This is a genomic window from Stieleria magnilauensis (genome assembly GCA_007753675.1).
GTDB classification, from domain to species: Bacteria; Planctomycetota; Planctomycetia; order Pirellulales; family Pirellulaceae; genus Stieleria; species Stieleria magnilauensis.
Genome location: CP036432.1, coordinates 4,540,702 through 4,556,179, shown reverse-complemented (window position 1 = coordinate 4,556,179; position 15,478 = coordinate 4,540,702). Strand labels below are relative to the sequence as shown.

7 protein-coding genes are annotated in these 15,478 nt (G+C 59.2%); 5 read left to right on the top strand and 2 right to left on the bottom strand.

Going from position 1 to position 15,478, the window contains the following annotated elements:
- Positions 1-183: 183 nt before the first annotated feature.
- Entirely contained in the window at positions 184-3,180 is a 2,997-nt protein-coding gene (locus TBK1r_RS15990; RefSeq protein WP_419581399.1) for an FG-GAP-like repeat-containing protein, read from the top strand.
- A gap of 10 nt (positions 3,181-3,190) precedes the next feature.
- Positions 3,191-6,244 carry a CRTAC1 family protein gene (locus TBK1r_RS15985; RefSeq protein ID WP_145212539.1) on the top strand — a complete coding sequence of 1,018 codons (3,054 nt, stop codon included), beginning with the start codon at positions 3,191-3,193 and terminating at the stop codon, positions 6,242-6,244.
- A 63-nt stretch (positions 6,245-6,307) separates the two neighbouring features.
- On the opposite strand, the gene TBK1r_RS15980 is transcribed toward TBK1r_RS15985, so the two are convergent.
- Together TBK1r_RS15980 and TBK1r_RS15975 are read right to left on the bottom strand one after the other, a co-directional pair.
- The gene (locus TBK1r_RS15980) at positions 6,308-9,376 is read right to left on the bottom strand and encodes an FG-GAP-like repeat-containing protein (RefSeq protein WP_419581398.1); all 3,069 of its coding nucleotides are present in this window, start codon (positions 9,374-9,376) and stop codon (positions 6,308-6,310) included.
- Positions 9,377-9,867: 491 nt separating this feature from the next.
- A complete protein-coding gene (locus tag TBK1r_RS15975) occupies positions 9,868-12,753 on the bottom strand; it encodes a hybrid sensor histidine kinase/response regulator (RefSeq protein ID WP_145212533.1) in 2,886 nt (961 codons plus the stop codon).
- A gap of 532 nt (positions 12,754-13,285) precedes the next feature.
- On the opposite strand from TBK1r_RS15975, the gene TBK1r_RS15970 reads away from it, so the two are divergent.
- From TBK1r_RS15970 to TBK1r_RS15960, 3 genes are all read left to right on the top strand, one after another.
- Positions 13,286-13,600, top strand: a complete 315-nt coding sequence (locus TBK1r_RS15970) for a sulfatase-like hydrolase/transferase (protein ID WP_145212530.1) — start codon at positions 13,286-13,288, stop codon at positions 13,598-13,600.
- A complete protein-coding gene (locus TBK1r_RS15965) occupies positions 13,597-13,953 on the top strand; it encodes an alkaline phosphatase family protein (RefSeq protein ID WP_419581397.1) in 357 nt (118 codons plus the stop codon). Before TBK1r_RS15970 ends, TBK1r_RS15965 begins: the two co-directional genes overlap by 4 nt.
- 193 nt (positions 13,954-14,146) lie before the next feature.
- Positions 14,147-15,400, top strand: coding sequence for an AI-2E family transporter (locus tag TBK1r_RS15960; RefSeq protein ID WP_145212524.1), 1,254 nt, complete (start codon positions 14,147-14,149; stop codon positions 15,398-15,400).
- Positions 15,401-15,478 lie beyond the last annotated feature (78 nt).

Here is a 15,478-nt window from a genome sequence, read left to right as displayed (position 1 = left end):
GGCATTGGGCTCGCGCCCTACCGCTAACCCGTTACCCGAGAAACAGACATCGAAAACGTTGCAGCCAGCAACTCCCAATCAAGCACTCCTTGGGCTAGCCCGAACTTCATGAACTCCACGACCACCCCTGTTCGTCAAACCACATCGTCGCGGTGCGCTCGTTGGTTTGCATGGTTGTTGGGTATGCTGATCATCGGATGTGGGCCATCGCTGGAAACGGTTCAAGAATCCGAACCGCGCGAAACACCGACGGTTGAATCGGACAGATCACCCGAGCCACCACCCGCACCGTCTCGCGATGACCAACTCCAGCAGGCCGATCGGCTGACCGAAGCGGGCCAGCTTGGCGAGGCCGTCACAGTGCTGAAACGCCTGTTGGTTGCCGACCCTGACGACGTGGACGTCATCTATCGATTGGCACTCGCCAAGGCCAATGAGGGTGACCTGTCGGCGGCGATCGAGTTTCTTGACTCGATCCCCGAAGACCATCCCGAGGCCGGTTTACCGGCACTCGGCCAGGCTGCGGATTGGTCGTTCCAAATCGGACAGTACGCCGACGCCGAAGGCAAGTATTCCCGTCTGCTGGAACTGATCCCCGACGCTAGTCGGGCCCATCGGCAACTCGCCTACCTGTTCAATCGCCAGGGACGGCGTCACGAAGCGGCGGTGCACGTCCGAGAGTTGTGCCGGTTGGGAGATTTTCGACAAGACGAATTGCATTCGCTGATCGTGTTGAGCGATGCAATGGCCTCCGATGACCCAAGCACCGACGATGGGGCGATCCGCTATGACCCGATCGGCCCGGCGGGACGGGCGCGCGTGCTCTTCACCGAACAACGCTTCTCCGAGGCCGCGGCGCTACTGAGTGACAGCGTGGCCGAAAACACCGCCCCACCCTCGGTCGTGGCGTTGTATGGCCGGTCACTCGCCGAGGCGCAAGACGATGAGGGCTTTCGGCGATGGATCAGCCAAACGGACGATGCCGTGCGTGGATTCTCGGAGTACTGGGCCGCATGGGCCGCGTACTTGGCCGGACAGCAACAGCCCCGCGCCGCCGTTCGAGCCGCACTGGAAGCACTCGATCGCGATCCCACCGATTTCTTGACGATCAACCGCTTGCTGTACATGCTCAAAATCCTGGGCGACGCCGAGGGTTATGCAAAGTGGGAACAACGTTGGAAAGCGTTGCACCAAGTGCTGACGGCAAACAATTCGATTTCGAATGCCCAGACACCGAATGCCCAGACACCGAATGCCCAGACACCGAATGCCCAGACACCGAATGTCGATGCGATCGACGAACTGGCGTCCCAGTTGTTCGCGATCGATCGCAAGCTGGAGGCTGTTGCCTGGAAATCCCTGGAGGCCTACTACCGCAAGCTGCCCGCCGAAGTGATGGCGCATTGGAATACCCAACGTCAGCAATTGGTCTCCGCCGGCGATGGGTTTCCCAGTCGCCAGACGCGATTGTGCGGGATGGAACTCGGCGCCTATCCACTTCCCGACATCGAGATCGCGGTCCATGCTCCGGCCGCGCAACCCCCGAGCCCAAATTCCCTCAAGTCGGCGCCGCATCCCGCCGCCTTTCGTAACGTCTCCACAGCGATCGGCTTAACACATGCCTACGCGGTGGCTCGCGATCCCCAAGATTCTGGATTTGCGATGTACCAACAAGCCGGCGGTGGGATCGCCGTCCTTGATTATGACTTGGATGGATGGGCGGATCTTTATTGTGCCCAAGGTGCTGCCGATCCGCCGGAGTTTCTAGCCGATCGCTCTGACATGCTCTATCGCCAGGCCGACGGGCAGCTTCGCGACGTGACCGCCGACGCCGCTGTCACGGAGCGCCGCTACACGATCGGTTGCACCGCCGGAGATTGGAACCAAGACGGATTTGCGGACATCGTGGCCACCAACATCGGCGCCAATCTGCTGCTGATCAACAACGGGGATGGCACGTTTTCGGCGTCACCGCTTGCCGGGAGCGACGATCCGCATCGGATGCCGGCTTCGGTCGCGATGGCGGATCTGGACGGCGATCAGATCCCCGATCTCGTGGAACTCAACTACATCCAAGATCCTGAAATCGCACGAATGCCCGATCGTGATGCATCCGGCGAGGTCGTCGATGCGGTCGGTCCCGGCGATTTTACATCGGCAATGGACCGCATCGGTCGCAACGATGGCAAAGGCAATGTGGTGTTTCAACCGATCAGCCGACGCGCATCCGACGCGCACAAGGGGCTGGGCATCGTGATCGCAAATTTTGACGGACAATCCGGCAACGAGGTGTTTGTCGGCAACGATAAATCGCCGAACCAAATGTGGGTCCGCGATCGCGACTCCGGCGTCTGGCAAGATCTGGCGGTTGTCAACGGCAGTGCCTATTCATCGTCGGGTGCCGCGACGGCCAGCATGGGAATCGCCGCAAGCGATTTTGATGGGAACGGAACGTTGGATCTTCACATCGCCAACTTTCAAAACGAAAGCGTCTGCCTGTACTTGAACCGAGACGGTTCGTTCCGCGATCGAGCGATTGAATATGGGCTTGGCGTCTCCAGTCGTTCGGTACTGGGATTCGGTTCCCAACCCTTGGACTATGACAACGACGCATTGCCGGATCTGGTGGTCAGTAACGGTCACATCGACCGATACCAATCGATGGTCGGTCCCTTTGAGCAACTGCCGCAACTGTTCGGCAATTTGGCGGGGCGTTTCCAACTCGTCGATGTCGCCGATCCGTCGGGCTATTGGGCCACCGGGCATCTCGGACGCAGCGTGGCGACACTCGATTTCAATCGTGATGGCAGGACCGACGTCGTGATTTCCCACGTCGGCGAAACCACCGCACTGTTGATGAACGAAACGGCGACGCCTCATCACTGGCTGCAGCTGCGGTTGGTCGGCGTCCAAAGCGAACGTGATGCGATCGGTGCCAAGATCACGGTTCATGTGGCGGATCAGCAATTGACGGGCTGGGTGATCGGCGGCGATGGATACCTGGCCAAAAACGAAGCCGTCGTGTCGTTCGGTTTGGGTGATGCCAACTCGGTCGATCAGATCCAGGTCCAATGGCCCAGTGGCGTTGACCAGCAGTTCGGCCCGACCGCTGTCGACCGGCGAATCCTGTTGATCGAGAACCAATCGGATTTCGATTGGCCCGAAATTGAAATTCATTGAGCGTGAACAAGTGACTGACCGAACGATCTATCTGACGTCGGCGATTGCCATTGTGCTGACCCTTTCGATCGGGTGTCGGCACAGCGGGAATCCCGAGACGGCCATCACGTCCGCAGAACAAGACAGCGATTCGCTGCCGCAGGAGCCATCGGCTGATACGTCGGACGCTGAGCCGCAAACAGGCGTCGCCACCGATCCACCACCGAACGTCAAAATGGATCGCGCCGGCGTGATTGCCAAAGCCGAACAACTGGAGCAACAAGGTGACTTGCGCGGTGCCGAGTCTGTCCTGCGGTCTCTGTTGTTGGTCGACCCTGACGATGATGAAATCCTGTTCCGGATGGCCAACCTTGCGGCCGGGCGCGGTGATCTGGCCGAGGCCATCGAAGTGCTGAAAAGCATTCCCGCCGATCATCCTGAATCTGGACTGCCGGCACTCGGTCAGGCCGCCGATTGGTCGTTCCAGTTGGGACGTTATCAAGACGCAGAACGTGGCTATCTGAAAATTCTGGAACAGATCCCCCAAGCCGCTCCGGCACATCGAAAGCTGGCGTTTCTCTACAACCGCCAAGGGCGACGCCATGAAGCCGTCGAACATGTCCGCCATCTGTGCAGACAGGGCAACGTGCGTCAGGACGAATTGCACTCGCTGATGCAGCCGAGCGATGCGATGTACGACCCGCCCTCCGATACCCCTGCTGCTCCCGATCAACACCTGTACTATCCGATCGGCGTCTCCGGCGAAGCGAGAAAGTTATTCATGGACGAAAACTTCCAAGCGGCCGTCGACGTGTTGCGTGATTCGGTCGATGCCGATCAACAGCCGCCCTCGATCGTTGCGTTCTTCGGCCGCGCCGCTGCCGAGGCACAGGACGATGTGAGTTTTCAGTGGTGGCTGGGCAAAGTCGATGCGCGCACGAAACAGTTTTCCGAATACTGGGCCGCCATCGGGACCTATTGGTGGACCCAACGCGAGCCCGAGCAGGCCTCCCGAGCGTTGTTGGAAGCACTCGATCGTGAACCCTCGGATTTCCGATCGATCGTCCGCTTGCGAGCTGCGCTGGAAGCGCTCGGCCGCGGCGAAGATGCCGAACAGTGGTCCGATCGCTGGAAGACACTCCGCGACGTGTCCCAAGTCAACAATCGGATCGCCGATGCGCCGCAGCCCGATCTCGCATCGATGCTCAGGCTCGCCGCGTTACTCGAGTCACTCGATCGTCGACTGGAAAGCGTCTTGTGGAAGTCACTGGCAGCGCACTACCAGCGGGCCCCACGCAATGTCCTGCAAGGGCTGCAAGGCGAACTCGTGCGGTTGGTCCAATCCGAGCAGGGTTTTCCCGAGACGGCGGTCAAGCTTTGCGGGATGCGACTCGATGCATTCCCCTTGCCTGCGATGAATCTGACCGAAACAAACGTTCCGGCCCCGACAGCCGGTTCGAGCCCCGCACCTTACCAGTCGGTTGAGCCCTCGTTCGAGAATGTCGCCGCGAACGTCGGTCTGACGCATGCGTTTCACGTCGCCAGTTCCAGCCAGGATCGTGGTTTTTCGGTGTATCAATCCGTCGGTGGTGCCGTCGCGGTCATCGATTACGACTTGGACGGCCAGGCGGACCTCTATTTCACCCAGGGTGGTGCGGACCCGCCGGACTTTGTCGGTCGCGAAAGCAACGTTTTGTATCGTCAAACGGAAGGGAAACTGGTGGACGTCACGGGGCATGCCGGCGCCCAACAGTCTCGCTACTCCACCGGTGTCACCGTCGGTGACTGGAACCAAGACGGATTCGCGGACTTGGTGGTTGCCAACGTCGGACAGAATTCGCTTTGGATCAACTCCGGCGATGGCACCTTTCGATCGGTCGACTTCGATGACCGTGATGACAAAACGATCCTGACGACTTCATTGGCGATGGCGGATTTGAGCGGCGATGCTCTGCCGGACGTGTTCGAGTTGAACTATCTGCACGACCCCGCCTTCAGCAAACGTCCCGCAGTCAACGAGCTCGGGCAAGTCGTCGGCTATCTCAAGCCGGCCGAGTTCAATCCGGGCACCGATCGATGGATCACGAATGATGGCAAGGGGCAAGCGTCTTTCCGGCTCATTGGTGATCCCGAAACCGCAGCCGCCTCCGGACTCGGGGTCGTCGTCGGCGATTTTGATGATCGCCATCCGGGAAACGAAGTCTTTGTCGGCAATGACACCGACCCCAATCAACTTTGGGTCCGTGGAAGCGGGGCCGATGAAAATCCTTGGAGTGATGTCGCGATGTCACGCGGTTGTGCCTTCGGATTCGACGGCGTGCCGACCGCGTCGATGGGCGTGGCCGCGGGTGACTTCGACCAAAACGGCGCCCTTGATTTTCACGTGACGAATTTCCAAGACGAAAATGCCAGTCTGTTTCTCAATCGTGATGGAATGTTTCAAGACCGAAACGTCGGATTCGGACTGGCCGGACCCAGTTCCTCCGTGCTCGGATTCGGAACCCAAGCGATCGATTACAACAACGACGGCACGCTGGATCTGGTCGTGACCAACGGACACATCGAACAGTCCGCCGCCATTCCCGATCCCTTTGAGCAACCCCCGCAAATGTTTCGAAACCTCGGCAACCGGTTCGAGCTTTGCGACGTCTCCGATCCCTCGGGCTACTGGAGCGGTCGACACGTGGGACGCGGACTGGCACGCCTGGATTTTAACCGCGACGGAAAGATGGACGTTGTCGTCACGCATCTCGGCGAGACCTCGGCGCTGCTGATCAACCGCACTGCAACGCAGAACCACTGGCTTCAAATTCAACTGGTCGGCACACAAAGCGAACGCGATGCGATCGGCGCCAAAGTGGACGTTCAAGTCGGAGACCGCAGCCTGTCGGATTGGGTCGTCGCCGGAGACGGATTCTTTTGCCGCAACGAAGCGGTCCTGGCGTTCGGTCTCGGCAACCGCCAACAAGTCGACCAACTCTCGATCCGCTGGCCGAGTGGACGGCGTCAGCAAATCAACAATCTTCCCGCCGATCGCCGACTGTTGATCGTCGAAGGCGATCCGGAACCGTTTGAACGTTGGTGAACGGCTGGTCTTCGTCTGACGTCCGCCGGTTCACGCCCGCGTCCGGACGCCCGGCGATGATTCTCACGGCCGCCCGTACTCAAACAGCGAGAACGCCTCGCCAAGCCCCTGCGTGATCAGATACACGTGATCGGCAGCCAACGTTCCGATCCGATCCACCGAACCGTCCGGCCAGGTCACCGACAGATCCGTCACCCGATCGGACTCGGCGAGTCCCGCGATCAACGTTTTCTCATTGCTGCAAAAGTATCCATCGCCGGCGAGCGACCAGATCGTTCGTGATCGACCGTCGCAGCGAAAACGGATCACCGCTCCCACCGCATCACGGCTGCTGTCGGTACCGACCAATCGGAATGCGATCCGATGATTTGGGGATTCGGTTTCATTGACCAGCAGACGGACTTGCTCGTGCGTGTGCGTGACCATCACGTCGTTCCGGCCATCGCGGTTCACGTCGGTCGTCCACAGCGCTCGGCCCACGTGCGGTGTCCTGAAATACTCGCCCCAGGCATCGTCTTCGACCAATTCGAATCGACCGGTCGCACCGCGGCGGAACAACTGCATCGGCAATTCGTATGGCGGAACGTCCGGTCCGGAAAACTCGCCGATGTGTCCGTTGGTCACGATGATTTCATCGATCCCATCGTTGTCCATGTCAATCGCTTGGGTGCCGAAGCCGACCTGGGACAGTGTCGGTTCCACCAACCCAAGCTTTCCCGTTTCGTCTTTCCACATCCCCGGCGAGATCTGTTCGTAGTACACGTTGTACTCGCGGGCAAATCCGGTGACGTAAAAATCGAGGTCGCCGTCTAAATCAAAATCGCTGCTGGCGATCCCCATCGATGCTTGGGCCCGAGTCACCGCGTCGACGGCGACACCGCGCGCCGAAGCGGTTTCGTCGAGTTTCATCCGCTCGCCGGCAGCACGCGTGTAAAAGGCGTTACGCGACATGTCGTTGGCGACAAAGATGCCCAGGTTTTGACCATCGAGTGCGCCGGCAACAATCCCCAGCCCGCGGCCGGGAGACGATCGGTCGATCCACGTGTCGGTCACGTCTTCAAATTCGCCCGTCCCCGTTGCCAGGAAAAATTGATCGTACTCGGCGGGGAACTTCAACGGATGACAGGGACCCAAGACACCTTCCTCATTGGGGCACGCCTTGTCCAGATTTTCGACGGTCTTGCAATAGTTCGTCACCAGCAGGTCCAAGATTGAATCACCATTGATGTCGACCATCGCTGCGGAGGTGGACCAGGCGGGCGGTTGGTCGTCGCGAAGTCGCTCGGTGCAGTCGGTGAAGCTGCCGTCGCCGTTGTTGTGCAGCAAACGATTCGCCCCAAGGTTCGCAAAGAACAGGTCTGGAAAACCGTCGCCGTTGAAGTCTCCGATCGCGACTCCCTGTCCATAGCCACGGTCGGCCACACCCGCCCTCGGACTGACGCGAACGAAGGTGTCTCCCAGGTTGCGCATCAAATCGTTGGCGATCGAGTCATTCTGCAGCATCGTCCCGCCCGCGTTCATCATCATCAGGTCGGGACGACCATCCAAGTCATAGTCGATCGCACCCCCGCCGACGCCTGTGGAACGAATCAGCGCTGCCAACCGCGCGTTGGTCGGATTGTTGCCTTGGCCGACCGCATCTAAACCCCAGGAAAGCGACTGTTCCGACATCCGCAGATGATCGTGGGTAGGAATCGTCGCGATGACGGACGACCGCAACTCGACTGCCGATGCGGATCCCAACTGCGGCGGAGGCAGGAACGCCAAATCAAGACGCCCTGACGCGTTCTGCGTGGAAACCCATTCCTGACTTTGGCCGAGCTGGCGAACGATTTCATTTCGCAACGTTTTCAGCTGATCGCTGGGATCTTCCGACAGGGTTGTCGCCACCGCGGACCAGGCTTCCGCTTCCCAGACTCGACCCACGTTTAGCAGCGAACGCGCGACTTGCGCCGCGCCCGTTTGGCTGACCGACCCACCGCCGGTGAACTCATTGAAGTGTTCCCGTAGAGTCAGCAAGGCGTCCGCATGGTCGGACACGACCGCCAGCTGTGCCTTTGAAATCGCATCGCGAAACTCTGACTCGCCGGCTTGCAGACGTTGGATCGCGAATCGCAGTTGATCCCACGCCAGACTGTTGCTCGAATCACGACGTGTCGCTTCCCAGTAGGCGCGAACCGCCGCTGCCGTTTCATCGTGGTGCATCGCCGCGTCACCCAGGGTCAGCCAATAGCCGGCGAAATCGGGGCTGCCAGCCGGCGCGGTTTCGATCCATTGAGGCAACTGTTCCCAACGCCCGGCCAACACCAACGCTTGTCCGTACATCGCATGCGCCGGCGCGAAATTGGGATGCTGCTGCAAAATGTCCTCCAAGACGTCGATCGCCCGGGTCGCGTCGTGTCGATAGAGGAAGAGAAACGCGTCGGACAGACGCACGCGGCGATCGGTGGGATTGCGTTGTAACAATCGAGACGCCGTGTTTTCCGACAGACGTCGCGATGACCTTTCTGTCGTCGCCAACAGCAGCGAAAGATCGAAAGCACGATTCTGGATCAACGCCTTCAGGTGCGGTCCGATTCGATCGGTGCGTTGGACCTCGGCCAGAAATCCGACCAGCATGCGACGCTGCTGGTTTGCTTCGGGATGCGTCGCCAGTGATTGTTCCAGCAGTTCGATCGCCGGATAGATTTCACCGACTTCGACCAGCGCCTGGACCGCCAAGTTCACCCGCGCGGGCGGGCGATAATCCGCCAGCTTGGCCGCTTCGACCAACAAATTCGCTGCGTCTCGTTTGCGGTCGCAGTACGCATTGACCTTGGCCACCAACGAGACCAAATCGGGATCGTTCGGATCAGCGATCAGCGCCGCTTTCGCGTAGCGATCGGCCCGCTGCCAGTCCCCGGCTTGCATCGCCGATTCCATCAGCGCCCGTGGATCCTGCGACTCGCCGGCCGCCTCCGCAGAGGCTCCACCGGATGACGGGGGGGCGTTCGGTTTGGTTCCGTCGCATCCGCCGGCCATCACGCCACACAGCACGCATCCCATCAGTCCCTTTCGAAGACGGTCGCGAATCCAACGAGACGGATAGGCCCGACACGGTGCACGGCGGGCGATGAAAAGGTCCTGAATCACGCTTTGAACTTCAAGAGGAGACTGATGCCGACTCATTCGGACCTGAGTGGACGGGTTCTCGCTGGATGACGAGGAAAGATCCTTTCCACCAGTGTAGCGTGATCATTGCATCGTGCCGCCAGTCGGAGTCGTGATTTTGACTTGGGCATCGCCCAAGGTCCGCAAACGAGACGCGAGGGATTGGCCAACGGCCATCCACAAATGCCTCGTCAAACGCGAAGGTTGTGCATGGCCGTTGGCCAAAGTTTACCTCATTGCGATGCGGTTCCTGGGGCGGCGCGACCCTCGCAAATGCTCGGTTTGCTTGCCCCAGGCTATGGATATGCATGCCCTTTGGGCAAAAAGCGAATGGTGTAGATGCCAATGCGCTTTGGGAGGGTCGAGTCGCTCGCAGCAAAGAAAGCCCACGACTACCTGCTGTTAAAGATTGCACCTGCCGTGGGTTGGGGGGCTGGGCCTACCAGTCGTGGCTTCGCCCGGTGCGGCGGAGGTTAGCATTCCGCGTCTTGCTTGCAGAGCAGAATCAACGCCGCGACCAAACGCCCGACCTCTTCGTCCACCTTGTCGAGTTGGGCATTCAATTCGGCAGGGTCAGCCGATTCCGCGATCGTCTCTAGATGCAAGGCACCAGCAACGACGTCGGTCGCACCGAACACCGATGCGGCGCCTTTGAGCGAATGCGCACCGCGGCGGATCGATTGGACGTCATGCGAATCGACCGCTGCACGCATGGACTTCATCAGCTCAGTCGCCTCACCGATCAGGGTCTCGGCAAGGATTCGCAGGTGCGAATCGTTCCCTCGGCAACGTTCACACGCGGTTTCCATATCGATCGCGGCTAACGTCTTCGCGGCAGCCGGATCGTTCATCAACTCGGTCAGGTCCGAACCGTCGCTATTGCCGGGATCTCTTTCAACGTCGGAGGAGGCGTTGGTGTCGTCGTTTTCGGGTGCGACCGAAACGGGATCGTTGGATGGTCCGATCGCCTCGCCGCTGACACAGCGTTCCATGAGGTCATACAGTTTCTCGGGGTCGATCGGCTTGGCGATATAACCGTCCATTCCGGCTTCGAGACAATGTTCTTCGTCACCTTTCATCGCGCCGGCCGTCATCGCGACGATCGGCGTGTGTCGATCCAACTGGTGTTCTTTTTCACGAATGAGTCGGGTGGCTTCGATGCCGTCCATGTTCGGCATCTGCACATCCATCAGCACGATGTCAAATCGTTGCTCATCGAGCGCCGCAACCGCTTCCACGCCGTCTTCGGCAACCAGGACTTCATGGCCCTGATGCGACAGCAGCCCGACCGCGACCTTTCGATTGACGTCGCCGTCCTCGGCGAGCAAGACCTTCAGTTTGCGATAGGTCTTGGTCGCGTTGTCCTTGGGACTCACTTGTGACGAATCGGAATGCCCGGTGGTCTTGAGGATGGTTTTCAACAGGTCCGAGTGAACCGCGGGTTTTTGCATGTAGCGGGCCACACCCAGCTGCCTGCATTGTTCCACGTCGCCCGCCTTGACGGCCGAGGAGAGCATGATGATTGGACAGTCTTTCAACGCGACATCCGGATCCTGTCGCAAGCGTGCGGCAATCGCGAAACCGTCCATGGGTTGCATCGCGCTGTCGAGAATGGCAAGCGGATAGGGCCGTCCGTCCGCCGCGGCACGCTGCAGTTCCGTGAGGGCTTCTTGACCGTCGGCCACGACCGTCACCGCGAGACCCCATTGGCGGAGCATCTCGTCCAGGATGGAGCGGCTGGTCGCGTTGTCGTCCACCACGAGCACGGGGACGCCGTGCAACACTTCGGTGTCGACCGGCGTAGGTTGCGGATCGACGATGCCGAAGCGGGCCGTGAAATGAAAGGTCGTTCCCGTGCCGACCTCGCTCTCCACCCAAATGCGGCCGTTCATCAGCTCGACCAGCTGGGTTGAAATGGTCAGGCCCAACCCGGTGCCGCCGAATCGTCTGTTCGTCGACGCATCGGCTTGTCGAAAGGATTCAAAAACGGCTTGTTGCCGATCGGTAGGAATTCCGATTCCTGTGTCGCGGACCGAAATCTGCAGACCGACTGAATCTTCACTGCTGGATTCGAGATGGACGACGACTTCGATTTCGCCCTCCTCGGTGAATTTGATCGCATTGCCCACCAGATTGACAACGATCTGTCCCAGTCGCCCCGCGTCACCGACGAGCATGTCGGGGATCTCGGGCGCGACATGACAAAGCATTTCCAACCCCTTGCCCCCGGCACGGCAACCGAGCGTCTGGATCGTTTGCCCGATGCAATCACGAAGACTGAAGGGATGATGATCCAGGTCAAGTTTACCCGCTTCGATCTTGGAAAAATCGAGAATGTCGTTGAGCAGCCGCAGCAGTGAGTCGGCCGACTGTTTGACCATGTTCAAGTAGTCACGTTGTTCCGACGTCGGCGTCGTGTGAAGCAATAACTCGGTCATCCCGATGATCCCATTCATCGGCGTGCGAATCTCATGGCTCATGTTTGCCAGAAACTCGCTCTTGGCCTGGTTGGCCTGTTCCGCCATCTCTTTGGCAGCCTCGGCAACCTCCTTCGCCGCACGCACTTCCTGTTCGGCTTGATGTCGCTGTGTGACATCCCAAAACATGATCTGGATGCCACTGATATTTCCGGCGGCGTCGTAAACCGGGCCTTTAAACGTTTCCATGTAAACCCGTTCGCCGTCGGCTTTCTCATGGGCTTCGACATGATTGACGACCTTGCCCGTTTTGACGACGCGACGATCGTCTTGTCGATATTTCTTCGCCAGGTCCTTGGGAAAGAGATCGAAATCGGTCTTCCCCAAGATCTCATCCAACGACATCCCCATCGACTCGCAGTACAGCTCGTTGCCGAACACCACCTTGCCCTTCATGTCCTTGCGGACGACCTGCATCGGCATGCACTCGACCAGTGACGAATAGAGCGCTTCGGATTCGCGAATCGCACTGATGTCCGTACCAATCCCGCCGACGAATTTGGGTTGGCGGTTGGCATCGTGGACCACACTGACTCGGTCGTGTAGCCAGATCACCGAACCGTTGGGACGCACGACGCGATAGTCCTGTTCGATGTGTTTTTTTTCAAGCAAATTGTCCAGATTCGCGACGACGGTCTCGCGGTCGTCCGGGTGGATTGCGTCCAGCCAGTAATTGGGGTCGGCCGTCAGTTCCTTGAGCGGTCTGCCATAGACACGCTCGGCGACGCGATTGACATACAGCAACTTGCCGTCCATCGACGTGCACCAGACGAGATGTCGAGCCGCGTTGATCAGCGTTCTGACAAGCTGATCTCTCGTAAAAGGCTGATCCTTGGCCGTGTGTAGCGACCCGAGGTCCATGTAGGAGGTTCGTATATCCACCGCGTCTCGCTCCGACGTCGAAGAGTTTGCCTCGGAAACAATGTCCCGAGATTGCTATTCTACTCCAGATGTCCAGGCCGTTCTTCCGTTGACCCGTTTCAGCGAGAGATTCCGAATAACTCCGACGGTGAGGCGTCTCATTCTGCCACTTCAAATCGTTCCGTCATTGGGTCATCGAGTATTGAATCAACCTGACGTTCTACTCCGCTTTCAATCCTTGTTCTTCCAGCCATGCCGCAACCCGACCCGATGGGTGACGGACGTCGATTGATTCCATCGCACGGTCACCACCGTTTGGTTTCCGCCTTTGACAGGTTCGGCTGGTCGCGCCCTCTCGTGCTGGGGCCCGTCGGCTCGCGCCAAACGGCTGATCTTGGTTTGACATCAGCCGGTTCGCGCCCGCACGAACGGCTTCTCCGTTTGTGTAGACTTAGCGGGCGTTGGACAAACGTTGTCAGAGAGTTAGCGTTGACAACGGGTAACACGTTTCAATGCCACACTCTTAGACCTACAGACGAACGGTCAGAACACCATGCGAACTTCCGTGACGATTCATTCGATGGGTTGTGTCGTGTTGGCCGCGGCGTTGACCGTGATGGCTAGCAGCACCGTCGCAAACGACGTCGATCGGCCGAACATTCTATTCATCGGGATCGACGACTTGCGACCTGAGTTGGGATGCTACGGCGCCGCGCACATCCGCAGTCCAAACATCGATCGTCTGGCCCGCGAAGGGGTTTTGTTTGAGCGAGCTTATTGCCAGTGGGCCGTTTGCATGCCGTCACGAGCGAGCTTGCTGAGTGGTTTACGTCCGGAATGCCGCGCGGTCGGCGGTGTGAGGCATTGATCGAATTGGTCGATTTGCATCCAACGCTCAGCGAATTGGCGGGATTGCCGATCCATTCCGGTGCCGAAGGCGAAAGCTTTGCCGGCAACGTACGCGACCCCGACGCCCCCGGCCAAGAAGTCGCCATCAGTCAGTATCCCAAAGGCGGCTACATGGGCTATTCGATTCGAACGAAGACGCATCGCTACACCGAATGGCGGCCGCTAAAGGGGAACACCCAAAATGCCGCCTTTCGAGAGTTGTACGCCTATGGCAGCGACGGAATCGAACGCGTCAATCTCGCCGATCGGCCGGAGCACGAAGCCATTCAAGCGTCGCTTCGACAGCGTTTGCGGAGCGAGATGGCTCGCTGACCGTCACTGGGGGCGATCCATCTTGCAAGCGTGCGGCACGGAGTCGGTGCGCCGCCAATCGTAGCCCCGAGAGAGGTGGGGGAGGATCAATCCCGGGTGGTGCCAGCGGCAGTGCGGCACAACATTTGCAACGGTTACGCCACCGCGATCGACGGGTTCGCAACAGGTAAAGACGACGGCGGCGAGACCATCCATGCTCAGCGATAATCACAGCGAAGCGATTCGACGCGAGGGGAAGGAGGACTCAAAGGCGAGCCTATCGACTCGCATTTGCGCCACCATGTTGGTGTTTTTCGCGTTGTATTATGCGCGGGCGATGGTGATTCCGGTCGTCACTGCGGTCGTCTTGTTCTTGACGCTCCGCCCCATTGTTCGTCAGGGCCAGCGATTCGGTATCCCTTCGGCCGTTGGCGGTGCCGGCGTGATCGGAGTCATTTTCCTGATGCTGGCGGGCGGCACGTACCTCGTGTTCCAGCCCGCGCGCGAGACAATTGCCGAGGCGCCGCAACATATTGCGACCTTCAAGGAAAAGCTATCGTTTGTCACCGAAAGTATTGAAGACGTGGATGAGGCGACGGAGGATCTGGCCGAATCAGAGGAGGACTTCGACGCGACCGATGCCGATGAACAGCCGGTGCCGGTCGAGATCAAGCAACCGACTTGGGCCAGCGGATGGAGCTATCTGAGTGGAACAGGCAACATCGTCTCCTTTCTGACCATCTGTCTCGCGCTGCTCTACTTTCTACTGGCCACCGGCGATGACTTGCTCCGCAACATCATGCGGATGCTGCCCGACTTTACGGCGCGACGGCGGCTTGTCGAGGTGATTCAAAACGTCCAGGAAGGGCTGGGTAATTACTTGGCGCAAGTCTCCACGATCAATCTGTGCCTGGGCATCGCCGTCGCGATTGCCATGTGGGTGTTAGGCATGCCTTCGCCTGTGCTGTGGGGGGTGATGGCCTTCGCGTTCAATTTTATTCCCATCCTCGGCGCGATTGTAGGTGCCACCATCATCTTCGCGGTGGCGCTGGTGAATTTCGAACCCACCTACTACGCGGTGATCGTTGCTGGCACCTTTGTGACGCTGACGTCATTGGAAGGCCAGTTCATCACACCGTCGATCCTTGGCCGATCGATGAGCATGAGTCCCGTGCTTGTCTTCTTGTCGATCGTCCTGTGGGGATGGATGTGGGGAATCATGGGTGTGTTTTTAAGCGTGCCGATTTTGATTGCCGTTCGAATGGCATGTGAAGCCTATGACGGACTGCAGCCCTTGGCGATGATTCTTGGCGCCGAAGTTCCCAAGACGATCGAGAAAGCGAAGTCCGAACAAGTTTCCGGGCACGAATCCTCGACGACACAACTCGATTGCCCCTTTCTCGGTTTCGCGAGCTCAACAGCATCCGCAGATGGAGATCGCATCGCTGACCGGCACCCGAGTCGTTAAACAGGCTGCAAAGGCACGGCACGAAATCAGCAGCTCGTCGGTACGCCGCCCATCGCAGTAACGTTCAATCCGTCGGCT

Excerpts from the sequence above, each read along its gene's own strand:
- TBK1r_RS15990 (WP_419581399.1), top strand. The coding sequence starts at position 184 with ATGCTGATCATCGGATGTGGGCCATCGCTGGAAACGGTTCAAGAATCC.
- TBK1r_RS15970 (WP_145212530.1), top strand. The coding sequence starts at position 13,286 with ATGCGAACTTCCGTGACGATTCATTCGATGGGTTGTGTCGTGTTGGCC.
- TBK1r_RS15960 (WP_145212524.1), top strand. The coding sequence starts at position 14,147 with ATGCTCAGCGATAATCACAGCGAAGCGATTCGACGCGAGGGGAAGGAG.